Below are 19,459 nucleotides of genomic sequence, written 5' to 3'. Positions count from 1 at the left end.
GACATACCGTTGGTATGCCGACTAGCTTAGCTCGCATACCAACGGTATGCGAAAGGCGAGAACATGGAACTGAGCAGCCTCTACCCCGTCATAGGCACCGATCGGCTCACCGAAACCCGCGACTTCTACACCAAGTGGCTCGGCTTCGAGATCACCTTCGAGGCCGACTGGTACATCAGTCTGCGCAGGCCGGACACGGTGAACTACGAGCTCGCGCTGCTCGACTACACCCACGAGACCTTGCCTGCGGCCTACCGCAAGCCGGTGCAGGGTCTGCTGTTGAACTTCGAAGTCGCCGACGTCGACGCCGAGTGGGAGCGGATGGTGGTGCAGGGCGGCATCGACGCCGAACTGGAAATCCGCACCGAGGACTTCGGGCAACGGCACTTCATCGTGGCTGATCCCAGCGGTGTGCTGATCGACATGATCACCGAGGTCCCGCCATCGCGGGAATACGCCGAGCAGTTCAGTCACAACTACACCGCTGAGAAGTTCACTGAGTGAGCACGGTGCCGGTGCGCAGTGACCCGAGCCGCCCTGACGGTCGAGCGCGCGATTGTTCGGTAGGGTGCGCCTGGTGAAGGCACTTCGTCGATTCACCGTCCGTGCCCATCTGCCCGACCGTCTGGCGGCCCTGGGCGAACTGTCCACGAACCTGCGCTGGTCGTGGCACTGGCCCACCCAGGACCTGTTCGCCGAGCTCGATCCCGAGCTGTGGCGCGAGGTCGGACACGATCCGGTGCGGATGCTGGGGGAGGTGCCCGCGGCGCGGCTGGACGAGCTCGCCGCCGACGCGGACTACGCCGGGCGGGTCGACGCCGCGGCAGCGGATCTGCGTGACTACTTGACACGACCCGGCTGGTTCCAGCGGCAGACCGACACGCCCGCCGTGCGCGGCATCGCCTACTTCTCCATGGAATTCGGTGTCACCGAGGTGCTTCCGAACTATTCCGGCGGCCTCGGCATCCTTGCCGGTGATCACCTGAAGGCCGCATCCGATCTCGGCCTGCCGCTGATCGGCGTCGGATTGCTGTACCGGTCCGGCTACTTCCGGCAGTCGCTGACCGGCGACGGCTGGCAGACCGAGCACTATCCGGCATTGGACCCGCAGGGCCTGCCGCTGCGCCTGCTGACCACCGACGGCGGTCGAGCGAAGCCGGGGCGGTCGGATTCGGCGCCGGTGCTCGTCCACGTGGCAATGCCCGATCAGCGAGTGCTGCGGGCCCGGGTGTGGATCGCACAGGTGGGCCGGGTGCCGTTGCTGCTGCTGGATTCCGATATCGCTGAGAACGATCCGGAGCTGCGAGCGGTCACCGACCGGCTCTACGGCGGCGACCAGGACCACCGCATCAAGCAGGAGATTCTGGCGGGCATCGGCGGTGTGCGTGCGGTACGTGCCTACACCGCCGCGACCGGCCTGCCGAATCCCGACGTATTCCACATGAACGAGGGGCACGCCGGTTTCCTCGGTGTCGAGCGGATCCGCGAGTTCGTCTCGGCCGGACTGGATTTCGATACCGCGCTGGCCGCGGTGCGGGCCGCAACGGTGTTCACCACACACACTCCGGTGCCCGCGGGCATCGATCGGTTCCCGATGCCGTTGGTGCGCAGGTACTTCGGCGGTGGGCACGGTGAATTCGAGTCCGCCATGCTGCCGGGGCTGCCTATCGACCGGATCGTGGCGCTCGGGCGCGAGGCCGATCCGTCGGTCTTCAATATGGCGCACATGGGCCTGCGGATGGCTCAGCGCGCCAACGGTGTCTCCCAGCTGCACGGTGCCGTCAGCCGCGCGATGTTCGCGCCGCTGTGGCCGGGCTTCGACGCGGCCGAGGTGCCGATCGGTTCGGTCACCAACGGTGTGCACGCCCCGACTTGGGCCGCGCGCGAATGGTTCGACAAGGCCCGCGAATACATCGGCCCCGAGCTGGTCGAAGAGGCGCGCGGCTGGGAGAAGCTGCGCGATGTCGACCTCGGTGAACTGTGGTCGACTCGCAACACGTTGCGCGCCACCCTTGTCGAGGAGGTGCGCCGCCGAGTGCGCGCATCCTGGTTGGAACGCGGCGCCGCGTCGGCCGAATTGAGTTGGGTCGATAGTGTTTTCGATCCGAAAGTACTGACCGTCGGTTTCGCCCGCCGGGTGCCGACCTACAAGCGGCTCACCTTGATGCTGCGCGACCCACAGCGGTTGCGTGCGCTGCTGCTCGATCCGGAACGGCCGATGCAGCTGGTGGTCGCGGGCAAGAGTCATCCCGCCGACGACGGCGGCAAGGCGCTGATCCAACAGGTGGTTCGCTTCGCCGACGACCCCGAGGTGCGCCACCGCATCGTTTTCCTGCCCGACTACGACATGTCGATGGCCCGCTATCTGTACTGGGGTTGCGATGTGTGGCTGAACAATCCGCTGCGGCCGCTGGAGGCGTGTGGGACCTCCGGCATGAAGTCCGCGCTCAACGGTGGACTCAACTTGTCCATTCGGGACGGCTGGTGGGACGAGATGTACGACGGCGAAAACGGTTGGGCCATTCCGACCGCCGACGGCGTCTCCGATGAGCAGCGTCGCGACGATCTGGAGGCAGGCGCCCTCTACGACCTGTTCGAACGCACCGTCGCTCCGCGCTTCTACGACCGTGACCGCGACGACATGCCGGTGCGCTGGGTGGAGATGGTCAGGCACACTTTGCAGACTCTCGGCCCGAAGGTGTTGGCCTCACGCATGGTCCGTGACTACGCCGTCGAGTACTACGCTCCGGCCGCGACCGCGGGCCTGCGAGCAATCGCCGACGAATTCGCCGCCGCCCATGCGACGGCCGACTATCGCCGCAGAGTGGAGGCCGCATGGCCCTCGGTCAAGGTGGTCCAGGTCGACAGCGCGGGCCTGCCCGACACCCCCGTCATCGGCGCGGAATTGTCCCTGGCCGCCCGCATCGACCTCGGCGGCCTCCGCACGTCCGATGTCACCGTTCAGGCCGTGCTCGGTCGGGTGTCGCCGACCGACGACCTGTCCGATGTCACCACCTTTCCGATGACCCACACCGGCTCGGATTCCGGCGTCGAAATCTTCACCGTCGAAACTCCGGTGCCGCTGTCCGGTGCCGTCGGCTACACGGTGCGTGTGTTGCCCCACCATGAGCTGCTTGCCAGCGATGCCGAACTGGGGCTGGTCGCCGCGCCGAGCGCTTAGCGATTCCCGCGCGTCGCGGCGCGCGAACGTCGGAGGTAACCCGAGGTCAGGGAGCTCGGGGCCGGTGGGGGTTGCGGGCCGCGGGCCGGCAATGGTGACGCTGCTCACGAAGCGGACGGTCGGGACATCGGCCGAGTTCTCCTGTTCAGTGAACTGTCGGCTACCGTGCCCTGGCACCCCCGTACCCATTTCCGACTGGAGAGCCCATGGTCACCGACGTTCTGACGCGCACCCGAGGACGCCTCGACGCGTACTTCGGCATCAGTTCGACCGGCTCGACCGTGAAGCGCGAATTGATGGCGGGCACGATCACGTTCCTGGCCATGTCCTATGTGCTCGCCGTGAACCCGTCGGTGCTCGGCGATGAGGGCGCGCTCGGCGACAAAGGTATTCCCATGCAGGCGGTATTCACCGCGACGGCCGTCGCCGCGGTGTTCGGCACGCTCGTCATGGGGATCTGGGCCAGATATCCGATCGCGCTGGCGCCCGGAATGGGGCTCAACGCGTTCTTCGCGTACTCGGTGGTGCTCGGGATGGGGATTCCGTGGCAGGTGGCGCTGTCGGGGACCTTCCTGTCCGGCGTGATCTTCTTCGTGCTCGCGATCACCAAGGTGCGCGAACGCATTCTCAATGCCATTCCGATGCAGATGAAACTGGCCGTCGGCGCCGGCATCGGCATGTTCGTGGCGTTCCTCGGCTTGAAGAACGCGGGCATCGTGGTCAACAGCGAGGCCACACTGGTCACGCTCGGCGACTTCACCAAGGGCACTACGCTGCTCGCGTTGTTCGGTCTCGTGGTGACCGTGGTGTTCCTCGTCATCGGCTGGCACGGTGCGGTGTTGTACGGCATCGTGCTGACGGCGCTGGTCGGCGTTGTCAGCGGTCTGGTCGATCTGCCCGACGGTGTGGTGTCGATGCCGAAGGGGTTGGAGCACACCTTCGGTCAGGCGATCCTCCATCTGCCCGACGCGTTCACCGGGCAGATGGCCGTCGTCGTTCTCACGATGTTGTTCGTCGATTTCTTCGACTGCTCCGGCACCTTGATCGGCGTGGCCAACCAGGCCGGGCTGCTGGACAAGGACGGCAAGCTGCCTCGGGCGGCGAGCGCGCTGGCCGCGGACTCGGTGGGCACCATGGCGGGCGCGGTCATCGGGACCTCCACCACCACCGCCTACGTCGAATCGACGGCGGGTGTCTCGGCGGGCGGGCGGACCGGTATGACCGCCGTGACCACCGCGGGATGGTTCCTGATCGCCATGTTCTGCTATCCGATCTTCGCGGTCGTCGCGGGCTCGGCCTCGATCACCGCGCCGGCGCTGATCGTGGTCGGCGTGCTGATGGCACGCGCGCTCGGCGAGATCGACTGGAACCGGCTGGAGTACTCCATCCCGGCCTTTATCACCGTCATCATGATGCCGCTGACCTACTCGATCGCGAACGGGCTGGCGATGGGGATGCTGTTCTACCCGATCGTCATGGTCGCCAAGGGGCGTGTCAAAGAGGTGCACCCGGCGATGTGGGCGCTGATGGTGATGTTCCTCGGATACTTCTTCTTCCTCGCGGAATAAGGCGGCGGTCTGGCCGGTTGGCTCCAATCGTGCGACAATCGGACCGCAGTCCACTTCGTCGCCGAAACCAATGAAATGTTGTGTGGAATCGATTGCAGGGATGAGGACCAGCATGACCACCAAGAGCGCGCCTGAGCGCATTACGAGCGCAAACGATCTCGATACCTTCTCCGCCGGCATCGGCTTGCTGTTGCTGCGGGTCGTCTTCGGCGGCCTGCTTGCCGCGCACGGTACCCAGAAGCTGTTCGGCTGGTTCAGCGGATACGGCTGGAGCAAAAACGCCGCCACCTTCGACTCCATGGGCTACAACCCCGGCAAGCTTTTCGGCACCCTCGCCGGGCTCAGCGAGCTGACCGGCGGTCTGTTGCTGCTGCTGGGCCTGCTGACTCCACTGGCAGGGGCGATCGTGCTCGGCACCATGATCAACGCCATCAACACCACCTGGAGTGGCGGCCTGTTGACCGGCAAGGGCTACGAAACGGCCCTACTGTTCGCCGTCGTCGGCGCGACCGTCGCGTTCACCGGCCCAGGCAAGTTTTCGCTCGACAGCGGCCGCCCGTGGCAGCGGCACGGCTTCGTCTGGGGCGCGGGTGCTGTGGTGTTGGCCGTGGCTGCGGCGGTCCTGACCCTGATCTTGAAGTGGACCCTCTGACCTCGATGCGTTCCTTGCGAACGAACAATTGAAGTCCTGGATGGTGGCGCGGTGACCGAGAGGTCGCCGCGCCACCGTCGTCTGTGATCGTCGTCATGTCACACTCGGGCAACTCGCTTCGTCGTTCTAGTTGTTGCAGGGCAACAGGTGACGATGAAGGAGACACGATGACGATCGAGATCAGTAACCCGACTGAACTGCACGACCCCACCGGTTTCGGCTACAGCCACGTGGCACGGGTGACGGGTGAGCTGGTTCTCATCGCCGGGCAATATGATTCCGACGCCGACGGGCACACCACCAGCGACGACTTCGCTACTCAGGTCGACCGTGCCTTCGCCAATCTCGGCACCGCGCTGCGTTCGGCGGGCTTGGATTACGCCGACGTGGCGCAGCTGCGGACGTTCATCGTCGACCACGACCTGGACAAGCTCGCTGTGCTGGGGAAGAAGATCGCCGAAATCTGGGCCGACAAGCCGCCGGTCCAGACGTTGGCCGGGGTTGCCGCGCTGGCGCTGCCCACCATGCTGTTCGAGGTGGACGCCCTCGCCGTGCGCGGCTGAGGCCGGGAGTTCGCCTCGCGCTGGGCGGACCGGTTTGTGACGTGGCCACTGGATCGTTGCGGTGTGGTGGAACTTGTCAGCGTTTCTAGGTCGGTTTCGGTGAGCTCGAAACTCGCTCGGTATTCATGCCAATGGCATTGCGCTGAACAGGAATGCACTGCGGGTGTCGAGGTCGGACCGGTGAGTCATCCGGACACGGTCTCCCGTTGAAGTCCTGTGCGGCAGGAGATCTGGGCTCAGCCCTGCGTGAAAATTGGTGTCCCCGCGCCGTGTGCAGGGCTTGGCGCGGGGACTGCCGATACATCCGCTGAGGGAATTGAGGTTCCCTCGGAGTATCGGGGCCCAATTTACTTCTGCCTGGAAGTAATTGTCCACTTTGTGAGTGGTATCACAGTGGCATGGCGGTGAGTCGCTCGAGCGCCTTAATCACCACATTCGGGTCCGAGGTCTCCCAGTACGGTGGCAGCGAAGCACGCAGGTAGCCGCCGTACCGCGCGGTGGCCAGCCGGGAATCGAGGATGGCGACAACGCCGCGGTCGTCGACACTGCGCAGCAGCCTGCCGGTGCCCTGGGCGAGCAGCAGCGCCGCATGGTTGGCGGCGACGGTCATGAAGCCGTTACCGCCGCGCGACTCGACCGCCCGTTGCCGTGCCGTCAGCAACGGATCATCGGGTCGGGGAAACGGAATCCGATCCAAGATCACCAGGCTCAGCGACGGGCCCGGCACGTCGACGCCCTGCCACAGTGACAGCGTGCCGAACAGTGAGGTCTCCGGATCGTCGGCGAACTTGCGGACCAGCGCACCGGTCGAGTCGTCGCCTTGGCAGAGCACCGGTGTGTCGAGCCGCTCGCGCAGCGCCTCGGTGGCCGCCTTGGCGGCGCGCATCGAGGAGAACAGGCCGAGCGTGCGACCGCCCGCGGCACGGATCAGCCGCTCGATCTCATCGAGGTAGGCAGCCGCGAGGCCGTCGCGACCGGGCGCGGGCAGATGCTTGGCGACATAGAGGATCCCGGACTTGGCATGGTCGAACGGCGAGCCGACATCCAATGAACTCCATCGGACGGTCTCCACATCCGACGGCGCGACGGCACCGTTCGCGGTGACCGAATCCGTGCGACTCCCCGACTGCGCGGGCAGCCCCCATGTGATCGCGAGGCCGTCGAACGAACCGCCGATTTGCAGTGTCGCCGAGGTCAAGACCACCGTCGCGGTGCCGAACAATCTGCTGCGCAGCAAGCCGCCCACCGAAAGTGGCGCCATCCGCAGCGTGCGCCGGACGACCCCGCGCATCTCGTCGGCGGCGAGCCAGATGACATCGCGCCTGCTCGCCGGATCGGGTTCGTCGAACGCCGTCAGCGCGCGTACCGCGCTGTCGTGCACCTCATCGATCGCGGCGAGCGCTTGGGTGCGCGCGGCGGCGCTCTCCGGATCACCCTGTGCGGACGTGCCGCCCTGTGGGGCCAGTGCGGTGCGCACGTTCCATGCCGCGTCGCGGACCAGGGCGAGCACCGCGGCGACACCGTCGGGCAGCGTGTCCCACCGGGCGGCGGGCAGGTCGTCCAGAACGGTGTGCCAGGCCTCCGACGCGCCTTCGAGACGGTCGACTTCCTGTTCGTCGACGAGCTTGGCGCAGCGGCGCGCCGCTGCGCTGATAGCCGAGGGCGCCAGCTCCGCAGTGGCTACACCGGTCACCCGGTCGACCAGCTCGTGCGCCTCGTCGATGACGACGACATCGTGTTCCGGCAGCAGCTGGATGCCGCTGATCGCGTCGATGGCGAGCAGGGCGTGATTTGTCACCACCACATCGGCCTGCGCCGCCAGCGCCCGCGCCCGTTCGGCGAAGCAATCCTGGCCGAACGGGCAACGCGACTTGCCGAGGCATTCCCGCGACGACACGCTGACCTGTCGCCAGGCGCGATCGGTCACGCCGGGCGCCAGCTCGTCGCGATCGCCGGTCTCGGTGTCGGAGGCCCACTCGTTGAGTCGCTGTACCTCCCTGCCGAGCCGGGAGATCGCGAACGCGTCGAACAGTTCGGCCTCGGCGGGCTCGTCCGGGATCACGCTGTTGATCTTGTTCAAGCACAGATAGTTGTTGCGCCCCTTGAGGATCGCGAACTCGGCCGTGCGCCCGAGCGGCTTGCTCAGCGCCTCGGAAAGCCGGGGCAGGTCCCGGTCGACCAGCTGGCGCTGCAAGGCGATCGTCGCGGTCGACACCACGACCGTCCGTCCGGTCCGCACCGCGTGCCGCAAGCTCGGCACCAGGTACGCCAGCGACTTCCCGGTCCCGGTTCCCGCCTGCACGGCGAGGTGCTCCTTGGTATCGATCGCGTGGTCCACCGCCGCGGCCATCGTCACCTGCCCGACCCGTTCTTTCCCACCGAGCGCCTGCACGGCAGTGGCCAAAAGTTCGGAGGTGGGAGGCAGTTCGGGCACGCCAGCAGCCTACTGGTTGGGGCCGACAAGGATCACCGTCGATCGCCGGTCGCGGGAGCCGGGTACGCGGTCCGCCGACACCGGTGCGGCGTGTCCTTCGGTAGGTCGGACTACGCGGTGCCGTCCGTGGTCACTCGCCGACTGTGCCCTCGAGCTCGACGCCCGCCGCGCGCATGCGGTCGAGGGCGCTGGCTGTGGTTTCGGGGGAGACGCCCGCGGTCAGGTCGAGCAGAACACGGGTGTCGAAGCCGGCGAATTCGGCGTCCAGCGCGGTGGCGCGGACGCAGTGATCGGTGGCGATGCCGACGACGTCGACCTCGTCGATGTCGTGGGCACGCAGCCAGTCGGTGAGGGTGCTGCCGTCGGACGCGGCGCCTTCGAAACCCGAATAGGCGGCGGAGTATTCGCCCTTGGAGAAGATCTCCTGGATCGGCGCGGTGTTCAGATTCGGATGGAACTCCGCGCCCGCGGTGCCGACGCGGCAGTGCGGCGGCCAGGTATCGACGTAGTCCGGGTTCGTGGCGAAGTGGGCACCGGGATCTATGTGGTAGTCACGGGTGGCGACGACGGCGTCGTATCGCACGCCCGCGAGGTGATCGCTGATCCGCTCGGCGACTGCGGCGCCGCCGGCGACCGCGAGTGACCCGCCCTCGCAGAAGTCGTTCTGTACGTCGACGATGATCAACGCTCGGGACATGTCGGCCTCCCTTTTCCCACGGATGTAAACGTCTGGGCTACCGCGTGCGGATTACATTGTGCCGCCTGATCGAACGGGCGGGCCAGACACTGGAGGATCACGTGAGCAACACCGTCAGAGTTTCGATTGCCGTGTTCATCGGCTATCTGGTTTACCTCGTCGCCGCATGGCTGGTCGGCGTCCACCCCGATGACGGGGGCGACTGGATAAAACTCCTGGTCAAGGGGTTTCTTGTCGCGACGATCGCGGTGGCGACCGTTGAATGGGTCGCCAAACGCCGCGCTCGGGCGTCCGAGTCTCGCCGCTGATCAGCTCACGAAAGTCGTCGGAATCGCCGGGTCGCCGTCGGACAGCTTCAGGCCCTCCCACGGCAGGCTGACCAGCCCGCGCGACACCAGCGTGCGGCTGTCGGCGAGCGTCGGGAGATCGTCGACCAGTTTGCCGCCGCGCACCAGCGGAATCAGCAGCTCGCGGGCCTCGAATCCGTTCGTGGCCGGTGCGGTGCCCGCGGCCGGGTAGATGATCTCTTCGACGATGGTGCCGGTGGGCCGTGCCAGCCGGACCGCTTTCTTGGTCCCGCCGCGCGACTGCTTGTGGCTGCTGCGCTTGGCCACCGGCAGCCCGTCCACCTCGACCAGCTTGTAGACCATGCCCGCCGTCGGCGCGCCGGAGCCGGTGACCAGCGAGGTGCCGACGCCGTAGACGTCGACCGGCTCGGCCCGCAGCGCGGCGATGGCGTACTCGTCGAGATCGCCGGACACCACGATGCGTGTGTTGGTGGCGCCGAGGCCGTCGAGTTGATCGCGCACCTGTCTGGCCAGCACGCCGAGATCACCGGAATCGATGCGTACGCCACCCAGCTCGGGGCCGGCGACCTCGATGGCGGTCGCGACGCCCGCCGTGATGTCGAAGGTGTCCACCAGCAGTGTTGTCCCGACGCCGAGCGCGTCGATCTGGCTGCGGAACGCGGCCGCCTCGTGTGCGCCGTCCGCGGCGCTGTGCAGCAGGGTGAACGCATGCGCACTCGTGCCCGCGCCCGGCACGCCGAAGCTGCGCACCGCCGCCAGATTCGAGGTGGCGTCGAAGCCCGCGAGATAGGCGGCTCGTGAGCTGGCGGGCGCGGCCAGCTCATGGGTACGTCGCGAGCCCATCTCGATCATCCGACGCCCGCCCGCGGCGCTCACCATGCGGGCGGCGGCCGAGGCGATGGCGCTGTCGTGGTTGAGGATTGACAGCGCGAGCGTCTCCAACAGGACGCATTCCGCGAAACTGCCACGCACCGAAAGAATCGGTGAGCCAGGGAAATACAGATCACCCTCCGCATAGCCGTCGATATCGCCGGTGAATGCGTAATCGCGCAGCCACGCGATGGTCGCGGCGTTCGAGAAACCCGCGATGGTCGCCAGTTCCGGTTCGCCGAATCGGAAGTGCGCCAGCGCCTCCAGCAGCCTGCCCGTGCCCGCGACGACACCGTAGCGCCTGCCGTGCGGCAACCGCCTGGCGAACACCTCGAAGGTGCAGCGCCGGTGTGCGGAACCGTCGGCGAGTGCGGCGGCGAGCATGGTCAGTTCGTACTGGTCTGTCAGCAGCGCGGTGCTGCCGACGCCGTCGAGGATGTCCACGAAGCCACTCTAGACAGCGTCGGCGGGCATGATAGGCCGGTGTGGTCGGGCTGTCTCGGAGAACGTCGAAATGATCGTGGACGGGTGTTGTGATTTCGGGGTCGAGTCGTACCCTGAGTGTTATGGGCTTGTGCGAAGCGAACGCGGCACTGTCGGCGGCACAGGCGACTCCGGAGGCGGTCGAGTACACCGAGATTCTGGAGGCCGAGGACCGTCCGTGGGTCACGGTTGTGTGGGACGACCCGGTCAACCTGATGCATTACGTCACCTACATCTTCCAGAAGCTGTTCGGCTACACCAAGGCCAAGGCCACCGAGCTGATGCTTCAGGTGCACAACGAGGGCAAGGCAGTGGTGTCCTCGGGCTCACGGGACAAGATGGAACAGGACGTCAGACGACTGCACGCCGCGGGTCTCTGGGCGACCATGCAACGGGACGACTGACCAATACGACTACGCTGACGTCAGTGCGGAAGTGGAGCCGAAAGAACTCACTGAGCGGCCTCAAATTGCGCTCCGAGATGGACGCGCGTGAGGCGAGCGTGTTGCGGTCCCTGGTCGGTTCGGTCTCCGGACTGCTGACCGAGCGGGCCGATTCGGCCCCCGAAGACGATCTCGCCGCACTGACCGGGCTGCGTACCGGCAACTCGAGCCCACCCGAGGACCCTCGGCTGCACCGCCTGCTGCCGGACTTCCACCGCAGTGAACCCGGTTCTCCCGACGCCGATCGCGCCGATCTCAACAGTGCGCTGCGCGGCCTGCACGAGCCGGAGATCATCGACGCCAAACTGGCCGCGGGCTCGGTGGTGCTGAACACGGTGCCCAAGGACGGCGGCCGGATCCTGCTGACCCCGGAACAGGCCGACGCGTGGTTGACCGCACTCACCGACGTGCGACTCGCGCTCGGTACGGTGCTCGGCATCGACGCCGATACACCCGATCATCTGGACGCCGACGACCCGCGCGGTCCACATCTGGACGTGTACCACTGGCTGACCTGGATGCAGGATTCGCTGCTGCAGGCACTCGCTCCGTAAGCCTTCCGGCCGAGGGGATGTCACCACTTCGCTGCGACGGAGACGATGCTGTGACCGACAGTCAGGAGGCGTTGTTATGAACGGCCGACCCGGACAACGTAATTCGATCACCGATGTATCCGGGCTGCTGGTGGGTCACCATCACGAGCTCGATCCGGATGTGACGCTCGGCTCCGGTGCGGCGACCGGCTGCACCGTGGTCCGCGCGCCGGGGGGTGCGACCGCCGCCGTCGACGTGCGCGGGGGCGGGCCCGGTACTCGGGAGACCGATCTGCTCGACCCGGCAAATACTGTGCGACAGGTGAATTCGATCCTGCTCAGCGGCGGCAGCGCCTACGGCCTCGCCGCCGCCGACGGCGTGATGCGTTGGCTGGAGGAGAACGGCGACGGCATCCCGATGGATCCTGCCGACCCGAGCCGGGTGGTGCCCATCGTGCCCGGTGCGGTGATCTTCGACCTTCCGGTGGGGGACTGGGCGATTCGGCCCACCGCCGAGTTCGGGTACCTGGCTTCGGATGCCGCGCGGGTCGAGTTCGAGCGTGGCACGGTCGGTGCTGGTGTCGGCGCACGGGCCGGGTCGATCAAGGGCGGCGTCGGCACCGCGAGTGTGGTGCTCGACGTGGGGGTGACGGTCGCCGCGCTGATCGTGGCCAATCCGGTCGGCTCGGTGTTCGATCCCCGCACCGGCCTGCCCTGGGGGACCGGAACCGACGGCCCCGAATACTTCGGGCTGCGCCCCGCCGACCCCGAGGCGCTGGCACAAGCCAACGCGCTCGCGGTCAAGGGCACCGTCCTCAATACGACCATCGGTGTCGTGGCCACCGACGCACCGCTGGATCCGGCGGGCTGCCGCCGGATGGCGGCCACCGCGCACGACGGCATCGCCCGCGCGATCCGCCCGGCGCATTCCCCGCTGGACGGCGACACCCTGTTCGCGTTGGCCACCGGAACCGCGCGACCGGTGAGCTTCCCGCTGCCGCCCGCGTTTCCGCAGGACCTGCTGGTGCTCGATGAAGTGTGCACGGCCGCCGCGGTCTGCGTGGAACGCGCGATTGTGGACGCGATCCTGGCCGCCCGATCCATCGCCGGGATTCCCGCATACTCCGACCTGTTCGCAGCCGCCGGGGAATAGCCGAATATTCTGGCTCGTTGTCGAGTGCGTTAGGTCGGCAACTGCTACGCCGAATTTGCGGAAGGGTTTGACTCGTGCTGGTGATCAGGGCCGACCTTGTCGAGGCGATGGTGGCGCATGCCCGCGCCGATCACCCGGACGAGGCGTGCGGCGTCATCGCGGGGCCGGAAGGCTCCGACCGGCCGGAGCGATTCCTGCCCATGGTCAACGCCGAACGCTCGCCGACCTTCTACCGTTTCGACTCCAGCGAGCAGCTGAAGGTATGGCGCGAGATGGACAGCGCCGACGAAGAGCCGGTGGTGATCTATCACTCGCACACCGCGACCGAGGCCTACCCCAGCCGCACCGACGTGTCCTACGCGTCCGAGCCGAACGCGCACTACGTGCTGATCTCCACCCGCGATCCCGAGCAGCACGAGTTGCGCAGCTACCGGATTCTCGACGGCGAGGTCGCCGAGGAGCCCGTGCAGATCGTCGATGCCTACAGCCCCGCCTAGACCCGCCCTTATTGTCGAAATCGAGGAGTCCCCATGTCGGTAACCGTGTCCATCCCGACGATCATGCGTGGCCTGACCGGCGGTGAGAAGCGGGTCGAGGCCAACGGCGACACTTTGTCCGCGCTGATCGCCGATCTGGAGGCCAACCACCCCGGCCTGGCTGAGCGGTTGCTCAAGGACGGCAAGCTCAACCGCTACGTCAACATCTACGTCGATGACGAGGACGTGCGCTTCTCCGGTGGCCTCGCGGCCGAGGTACCCGCGGATGCCTCGGTGACCATCTTGCCTGCCGTAGCGGGCGGCTGAGCGACCCCGTGGCGCGCTATGAATCGCTGATCGCGACGCTGGGCAACACCCCGCTGGTCGGACTGCGCAACCTGTCACCGCGGTGGGACGGCGAGAACCCGGTGCGGTTGTGGGCCAAGCTGGAAGATCGCAACCCGACGGGGTCCATCAAGGATCGCCCCGCGCTGCGGATGATCGAGCAGGCCGAGGCCGACGGCCGGCTGACACCCGGGTGCACGATCTTGGAGCCGACCAGCGGCAATACCGGAATATCGCTGGCGATGGCAGCCAAGCTCAAGGGCTACCGGTTGGTCTGCGTGATGCCGGAGAACACCTCGGTGGAGCGGCGTCAGCTGCTCACCATGTTCGGTGCGCAGATCATCGATTCCCCGGCCGCCGGTGGCTCGAATCAGGCGGTGGCCAAGGCCAAGCAGATCGCGGCCGAGAATCCGGACTGGGTGATGCTCTACCAGTACGGCAACCCCGCCAACGCGCTGGCGCACTATGAGACGACCGGTCCGGAGATCCTGGCCGATCTGCCGGAGATCACCCATTTCGTCGCCGGGCTCGGCACCACCGGAACCCTCATGGGGACCGGGCGTTTCCTCCGGGAGCAGGTGCCCGGCATCGAGATCGTCGCCGCGGAGCCGCGCTACGGCGAGCTCGTCTACGGACTGCGCAATATCGACGAGGGCTTCATTCCCGAGCTCTACGACGAGTCCGTGCTGACCACCCGGTTCTCGGTCGGCCCGTTCGACGCGGTCAAGCGCACGCGCGAATTGGTCTTGGAGGAGGGCATTTTCGCGGGCATCTCGACCGGCGCGATTCTGCATGCCGCGCTCGGGGTCGCGCGCAAGGTCCTGAAGGCGGGCCGGCGCGCGGACATTGCGTTCGTGGTCGCCGACGGCGGCTGGAAGTACCTCTCGACCGGTGCTTACGACGGCACACTCGAAGAGGCGGAGCAACGTCTCGAAGGCCAGCTCTGGGCCTGACTCGCCGCCGCGTAGCCCAGCGGCCTTCGGGTTTGCTTACCGCTCGATGGCGATACGCACCGGTACTCTCGAAGAGGCGGGGCACCGGCTCGCGATCGGACATTCGCGACTGCGACGCCTTGCTCTACGAGGAGGTTGCGATGACCGGCGGTGCGGGAATCGGATCGTCGTTCGATCCGGATCGGATTGCCGCGCTGCGTGCGCAGCTGGGTAATCCGGTGGGCTCGACCCCGCCGAGCGCGCCGCTGCCCGGATCGCCTGCGCCGAGCGCGGTCGAGACTTCCGACAGTCTCGGGGCCGTCAAACAACTCTGGCTGCGCGCCGGAATTCTGATATCCGGATTCGTCGTGCTGCTCTACGGCATCGAGGGCGTCGATCAACTCGACGACAGCCAGCTCGATCGCGCGGGCATCGAGCCGCGCACCGCGGATGGCTTGTGGGGCATCCTGTGGGCTCCCGTCCTGCACGGCGGGTGGGACCATCTCATCGGCAACACCCTGCCGGTGCTGGTGCTCGGCTTCCTGACGCTGCTGGCGGGGATCGGGCGCGGGCTGGCCGCCACCGCGATCATCTGGGTTGTCGCCGGGATCGGAACCTGGCTCACCGGGGCAAGTGGATCGGTGCATCTGGGTGCGTCCGCCCTGGTTTTCGGCTGGTTGACCTTTCTGATCTCGCGCGGCTGGTTCGCCCGCAGCATCGCGCAAATCGTGGTCGGACTCCTCGTTTTGGCCGTGTACGGGTCGCTGTTGTGGGGCGTTTTGCCCGGACAACCTGGAATCTCTTGGCAGGGACATCTTTTCGGGGCGATGGGTGGAGTGCTGGCAGGCTGGGTACTCTCTGGTGATGAACGTCGACACCGTCGCGGGGATCGAGCCGGAGTCAGTGCGTCGCCACGGTGAGCGTGCGGCCCGTCGGGAAATGTGGGGGATCCTTCGTTGAGCGAGAAATCGTCGTGGCAGCATGGGGGAATGCGCCTTACCGTCCTCGGGTGCTCGGGCAGCGTGTCCGGCCCGGACTCCCCTGCGTCGGGGTACCTGCTGACCGGCCCCGATATGCGGCCGGTGGTGATCGATTTCGGGCCCGGCGTGCTCGGCGCATTGCAGCGCCACGCCGATCCCGGTGAGGTCGACATCTTCCTGACCCACCTGCACGCGGATCATTGCCTCGATCTGCCCGGACTGCTGGTGTGGCGGCGTTACCATCCGACGCCACCGGTGGGGAAGGCGATCGTGCGCGGTCCTTCCGACAGCGCGTTGCGCATCGGCAATGCTTCCGCGGAGATCGGCGGGGAATGCGACGACTGGTCGGACGTGATCGATCATCGAGCCTGGGGTGACGACGAGGCAGTCGAGTTCGGGCCAGGACATACGGTGACGGCGCGGCGTATGTACCACCCGCCGGAGTCCTACGGGCTGCGGATCGTTACCGCCGCCGGCCGGACCTTCGTCTATACCGGTGACACCGCAATGTGCGACGCGGTCAACGAGCTGGCGCACGGCGCCGACATCCTGATGGCCGAGGCGTCGTGGACCCACGACCCGGCGAATCGACCTCCCGGAATTCATCTTTCGGGTACCGAGGCGGGCATGATCGCGGCCAAGGCCGGTGTGAAGGAATTGCTGCTCACCCACATCCCGCCGTGGACCTCCCGCGAGGACGTCATCGCCGAGGCGAAAGCGCAGTTCTCCGGCCCGGTGCATGCGGTCACACCTGGGGAAACCTTCGACATCTGACCGACGCCCGGCTTCCCCTTCCCACCCACTCACTGCGGAGCGAGCCTTCGGGGCCGCGAACACGCAGCGCCGCAGGCGCTGCAAAAAAAACACAGCGCCGCAGGCGCTGCAAATCCAACACAGTAGGCTGTGCCCGTGTCGAGACGAGCCGATGGCAGGGCGGACGATCAACTCCGCGAGGTACGGATCACCCGTGGATTCACCGCGCACCCAGCCGGTTCGGTGCTGGTGGAGTTCGGTCAGACCCGTGTGATGTGCACCGCGAGTGTCACCGACGGCGTGCCGCCGTGGCGGCGCGACTCCGGCCTGGGTTGGCTGACCGCGGAATACGCGATGCTGCCCGCGGCCACCCACACCCGCAGCGGGCGAGAATCGGTCAAGGGCAAGGTCGGCGGTCGCACGCAGGAGATCAGCAGGCTGATCGGCCGGTCGCTGCGTGCCTGCATCGACCTCGCGGCCATCGGCGAGAACACCATCGCCCTCGACTGTGATGTGTTGCAGGCCGACGGCGGTACCAGGACTGCCGCGATCACCGGCGCGTACGTGGCGCTCTCGGATGCCGTCACCTATCTGGCCGCCGCGGGCAGGCTCCACGATCCGCAGCCGATCTCGTGTGCGATCGCCGCGGTGAGCGTCGGCGTCGTGGACGGCCGGGTACGTCTGGACCTGCCCTACGAAGAGGATTCGCGCGCCGAGGTCGATATGAATGTGGTCGCCACCGACACCGGCACCCTGGTGGAAATCCAGGGCACCGGCGAGGGTGCCACGTTCCCGCGCTCCACCCTGGACAAGATGCTCGACTCGGCGCTCGCCGGTTGCGAGCAGCTGTTCGTCGTGCAGAAAGAGGCGCTGGCGCTGCCCTATCCGGGTGTGCTGCCCGAGCCGACCGAGTCGAAGAAGAAGTAATGACGCGACGCGTTCTGGTTGCCAGCCGTAATGCGAAGAAGCTGAACGAGCTGCGGCGCATCCTCGATGACGCCGGTGTCGCGGGCATCGAGATCGTCGGGCTCGACGATGTGCCCGCCTACGACGAGGCGCCCGAGACCGGCGCCACGTTCGAGGAGAACGCGCTCGCGAAGGCACGCGACGGTGCCGCGGCCACCGGATTGGCTTGTGTCGCAGATGATTCCGGTATCGCGGTGGATGCGTTGAACGGGATGCCCGGCGTGCTGTCGGCGCGCTGGTCCGGTGGCCATGGCGAGGACGCGGCCAACAATGCGCTCCTGCTTGCGCAACTCGGCGATGTGCCCGACCAGCGGCGCGGTGCGCAGTTCGTCTCCGCGTGCGCGTTGGTGGTGCCCGGCGGGAGTGAGACCGTGGTTCGGGGCGAATGGCCGGGCTCGATCGGGCGCAAGCCCGTCGGTGACGGGGGTTTCGGTTACGACCCGCTGTTTGTTCCCGACGGCGGGGTCGGCACCGCCGCGCAGCTCACGCCCGCGCAGAAGAACGCGGTCTCGCATCGTGGGCGCGCGTTGGCCCAGCTGCTTCCCGCGCTCGCCGTGCTCGCGGACTGATTCGCCCCCGGGTCAGAGGTTGAAGTCCGCCTTGACCTTCTTGGCGTTGACATGCTCGACGAAGAACGACAGTAGCGGGACGGTGCCCGCGATCAGGGTGCCGACGGTCCGCAGCAAGGGCCAGCGGACCTTGACCGCGAGGTCGGCGGTGACCAGTAGGTAGGCGAAATACACCCAGCCGTGCACGACGGCGATCCAGCTCGGGGTGTGCACGTCGAAGCCGTACTTGGCAATGATTTCACCGGTCAGCAACAGCAGCCAGAGGCCGGTGACCCATGCGAGCACGCGGTAGCGCAGCAGCGCACTCGTGATCTTGCCGGTGTTCGAGGGGGCGACGGCGGCTGCCGGCGCGCTCTCGGTCAGGGTGGGCTCGGTCGAGTTCTCGCTGGTGGTCAACCGGCGCTCCTCTCGGTATCGCGGGCACGCAGGCCCGCCTCGCGGACGTGCTGGTCGATGTCATTGGCGTGCAGCTCGGCGAGGTACCTGTTGTACTCGGCGAGTACCGGGTCGTCATCGCGGACGGCCTTCGGCCGTTCCGGCAACAAACCTTCCGGAATCTCCCGTGGCGCAACAGGTTTCGAGGTCCGTCTCGGCTTCGCCGGTGCCTGCTCCGCAGTGTCGGCGGTCCCGGCTTCGCGCTCCAGGCGCACGAAACGGAAGTACGCGAACACCGCGAATCCGGCGAACAGCGGCCACTGCAGCGCGTAACCGAGGTTCTGGCCGGTGCCGCTCGCGGACTCGAACCGCTGCCACTGCCACCAGCCCAGCGCCAGGCAGCCCAGAGCAGCAACGATCACCAGCGCAATGAGGGCCGGGCGATTGTGTGCCGAGCGGCGAGGTGAGGCGGACACGGCTACCACGGTACCCGTCTACTACACGACACGTAGGACCAGGTCCACTCGTGGACGTCACACCAAGGTGTGAGAAACACACACCCTCGGAGGGCTGAGGTCAGTACTGGGGTTCCTGTCGAAATGCGGCTCCGACGGCGAGATTTATAGGCATACCGAAGACACCACGGACCAAGATTTTCCCGAGGGAGACGAACATGAACACGCTGATCGAATCGCCTGCTGAAACAGTTGTCCAGCTGCGGCCGAGCGCTGTGTCCGCGCTTGCCGTGAACGATCCGACCGCCGTCGCCGTGTCCGCCGCCGACTGCGAGCTCACCTTTCGTGAGCTCGACCTCTGGTCGAACCGTTTAGCCCGGTTGCTGCTCGCGCGCGGCGCGGGCCCCGGTGTCCGCATCGCGGTGGCCGTCACCCCCGCAGTCGAGGCCACCGTCACGGAGTGGGCCATCGCCAAGACCGGCGCTGTCGCCGTCGCGGCGGGCACGCCTACCCACGGCGCCGCCTTCGGTGTGACCACCAAGGCACAGCGCGGCGAGCTCGCCGATTCGCTCGGCTGGCTCCTGCTCGACGATCGCTCGACGCTGGTGCATTACATGACCGGTTCGGACGCGCCGATCACCGACGCGGAACGCGGCACTGTACTCAAGATCGCCTGATCCGGCCCGTCCATCGCGGGCCGGATCCCGGCTCCCCTGGGTAGCT

At 67.0% G+C, this 19,459-nt stretch carries 22 protein-coding genes; 17 read left to right on the top strand and 5 right to left on the bottom strand.

Annotated features, from left to right (window positions below):
* The first annotated feature begins 63 nt into the window (after nucleotides 1-63).
* The 5 genes from AB0M74_RS29770 (at nucleotide 64) to AB0M74_RS29750 (ending at nucleotide 5,964) form a co-directional block, all read left to right on the top strand.
* On the top strand, nucleotides 64-504 hold the full coding sequence (locus AB0M74_RS29770; RefSeq protein WP_366529614.1) for a VOC family protein: 441 nt from the start codon (nucleotides 64-66) through the stop codon (nucleotides 502-504).
* Nucleotides 505-577: 73 nt separating this feature from the next.
* Nucleotides 578-3,181, top strand: coding sequence for an alpha-glucan family phosphorylase (gene glgP, locus AB0M74_RS29765; protein ID WP_366529613.1), 2,604 nt, complete (start codon nucleotides 578-580; stop codon nucleotides 3,179-3,181).
* Between the two features lie 206 nt (nucleotides 3,182-3,387).
* Complete coding sequence (locus tag AB0M74_RS29760; RefSeq protein WP_366529612.1) at nucleotides 3,388-4,749, top strand: NCS2 family permease; 1,362 nt, start codon at nucleotides 3,388-3,390, stop codon at nucleotides 4,747-4,749.
* Between the two features lie 112 nt (nucleotides 4,750-4,861).
* A complete protein-coding gene (locus AB0M74_RS29755; RefSeq protein WP_366529611.1) occupies nucleotides 4,862-5,401 on the top strand; it encodes a DoxX family protein in 540 nt (179 codons plus the stop codon).
* A 167-nt stretch (nucleotides 5,402-5,568) separates the two neighbouring features.
* Nucleotides 5,569-5,964, top strand: a complete 396-nt coding sequence (locus AB0M74_RS29750; RefSeq protein ID WP_366529610.1) for a Rid family hydrolase — start codon at nucleotides 5,569-5,571, stop codon at nucleotides 5,962-5,964.
* A 388-nt stretch (nucleotides 5,965-6,352) separates the two neighbouring features.
* On the opposite strand, the gene AB0M74_RS29745 is transcribed toward AB0M74_RS29750, so the two are convergent.
* Together AB0M74_RS29745 and AB0M74_RS29740 are read right to left on the bottom strand one after the other, a co-directional pair.
* Nucleotides 6,353-8,398: an ATP-dependent DNA helicase gene (locus AB0M74_RS29745; RefSeq protein WP_366529609.1), complete on the bottom strand. Its 2,046-nt coding sequence runs from the start codon at nucleotides 8,396-8,398 to the stop codon at nucleotides 6,353-6,355.
* A 130-nt stretch (nucleotides 8,399-8,528) separates the two neighbouring features.
* Nucleotides 8,529-9,095: an isochorismatase family protein gene (locus AB0M74_RS29740; RefSeq protein ID WP_366529608.1), complete on the bottom strand. Its 567-nt coding sequence runs from the start codon at nucleotides 9,093-9,095 to the stop codon at nucleotides 8,529-8,531.
* A 101-nt stretch (nucleotides 9,096-9,196) separates the two neighbouring features.
* On the opposite strand from AB0M74_RS29740, the gene AB0M74_RS29735 reads away from it, so the two are divergent.
* Nucleotides 9,197-9,403: a hypothetical protein gene (locus AB0M74_RS29735; protein WP_366529607.1), complete on the top strand. Its 207-nt coding sequence runs from the start codon at nucleotides 9,197-9,199 to the stop codon at nucleotides 9,401-9,403.
* On the opposite strand, the gene AB0M74_RS29730 is transcribed toward AB0M74_RS29735, so the two are convergent.
* A complete protein-coding gene (locus AB0M74_RS29730) occupies nucleotides 9,404-10,717 on the bottom strand; it encodes a nicotinate phosphoribosyltransferase (RefSeq protein ID WP_366529606.1) in 1,314 nt (437 codons plus the stop codon). It lies immediately after the preceding gene.
* A gap of 122 nt (nucleotides 10,718-10,839) precedes the next feature.
* On the opposite strand from AB0M74_RS29730, the gene clpS reads away from it, so the two are divergent.
* From clpS to rdgB, 10 genes are all read left to right on the top strand, one after another.
* Nucleotides 10,840-11,160 (top strand): ATP-dependent Clp protease adapter ClpS, encoded by a 321-nt coding sequence (gene clpS / locus AB0M74_RS29725; protein ID WP_328409939.1) that lies wholly within the window; start codon nucleotides 10,840-10,842, stop codon nucleotides 11,158-11,160.
* A gap of 23 nt (nucleotides 11,161-11,183) precedes the next feature.
* Nucleotides 11,184-11,753 carry a DUF2017 domain-containing protein gene (locus AB0M74_RS29720; RefSeq protein ID WP_366529605.1) on the top strand — a complete coding sequence of 190 codons (570 nt, stop codon included), beginning with the start codon at nucleotides 11,184-11,186 and terminating at the stop codon, nucleotides 11,751-11,753.
* A 76-nt stretch (nucleotides 11,754-11,829) separates the two neighbouring features.
* Entirely contained in the window at nucleotides 11,830-12,885 is a 1,056-nt protein-coding gene (locus AB0M74_RS29715; protein WP_366529604.1) for a P1 family peptidase, read from the top strand.
* 74 nt (nucleotides 12,886-12,959) lie between these two features.
* Nucleotides 12,960-13,382 carry a M67 family metallopeptidase gene (locus tag AB0M74_RS29710; RefSeq protein WP_366529603.1) on the top strand — a complete coding sequence of 141 codons (423 nt, stop codon included), beginning with the start codon at nucleotides 12,960-12,962 and terminating at the stop codon, nucleotides 13,380-13,382.
* Nucleotides 13,383-13,415: 33 nt separating this feature from the next.
* Nucleotides 13,416-13,688 (top strand): MoaD/ThiS family protein, encoded by a 273-nt coding sequence (locus tag AB0M74_RS29705; RefSeq protein ID WP_366529602.1) that lies wholly within the window; start codon nucleotides 13,416-13,418, stop codon nucleotides 13,686-13,688.
* Between the two features lie 8 nt (nucleotides 13,689-13,696).
* Nucleotides 13,697-14,659, top strand: a complete 963-nt coding sequence (locus AB0M74_RS29700; protein WP_366529601.1) for a cysteine synthase — start codon at nucleotides 13,697-13,699, stop codon at nucleotides 14,657-14,659.
* Between the two features lie 140 nt (nucleotides 14,660-14,799).
* Entirely contained in the window at nucleotides 14,800-15,558 is a 759-nt protein-coding gene (locus AB0M74_RS29695) for a rhomboid family intramembrane serine protease (RefSeq protein ID WP_366529600.1), read from the top strand.
* 69 nt (nucleotides 15,559-15,627) lie between these two features.
* Nucleotides 15,628-16,392 carry a cyclic nucleotide-degrading phosphodiesterase gene (locus AB0M74_RS29690; protein ID WP_366529599.1) on the top strand — a complete coding sequence of 255 codons (765 nt, stop codon included), beginning with the start codon at nucleotides 15,628-15,630 and terminating at the stop codon, nucleotides 16,390-16,392.
* 135 nt (nucleotides 16,393-16,527) lie between these two features.
* Nucleotides 16,528-17,298, top strand: coding sequence for a ribonuclease PH (rph, locus tag AB0M74_RS29685; protein ID WP_366529598.1), 771 nt, complete (start codon nucleotides 16,528-16,530; stop codon nucleotides 17,296-17,298).
* Nucleotides 17,298-17,906 (top strand): RdgB/HAM1 family non-canonical purine NTP pyrophosphatase, encoded by a 609-nt coding sequence (gene rdgB, locus AB0M74_RS29680; RefSeq protein WP_366529597.1) that lies wholly within the window; start codon nucleotides 17,298-17,300, stop codon nucleotides 17,904-17,906. The genes rph and rdgB overlap by 1 nt, the downstream gene beginning before the upstream one ends.
* Before the next feature lie 12 nt (nucleotides 17,907-17,918).
* Here the strand turns inward: rdgB and AB0M74_RS29675 are convergent, their stop codons facing one another.
* A complete protein-coding gene (locus AB0M74_RS29675; protein ID WP_366529627.1) occupies nucleotides 17,919-18,269 on the bottom strand; it encodes a DUF3817 domain-containing protein in 351 nt (116 codons plus the stop codon).
* Between the two features lie 29 nt (nucleotides 18,270-18,298).
* Nucleotides 18,299-18,766 carry a transcriptional regulator gene (locus AB0M74_RS29670; RefSeq protein ID WP_366529596.1) on the bottom strand — a complete coding sequence of 156 codons (468 nt, stop codon included), beginning with the start codon at nucleotides 18,764-18,766 and terminating at the stop codon, nucleotides 18,299-18,301.
* A 188-nt stretch (nucleotides 18,767-18,954) separates the two neighbouring features.
* Here AB0M74_RS29670 and AB0M74_RS29665 point away from each other — a divergent pair, with 188 nt between their 5' ends.
* On the top strand, nucleotides 18,955-19,413 hold the full coding sequence (locus tag AB0M74_RS29665) for an AMP-binding protein (protein WP_366529595.1): 459 nt from the start codon (nucleotides 18,955-18,957) through the stop codon (nucleotides 19,411-19,413).
* The last annotated feature ends 46 nt before the right edge of the window (nucleotides 19,414-19,459 follow it).

It is taken from the genome of Nocardia sp. NPDC051463, from assembly GCF_040681975.1.
GTDB lineage: Bacteria > Actinomycetota > Actinomycetes > Mycobacteriales > Mycobacteriaceae > Nocardia.
This window is presented reverse-complemented; position numbering and strand designations above follow the sequence as displayed.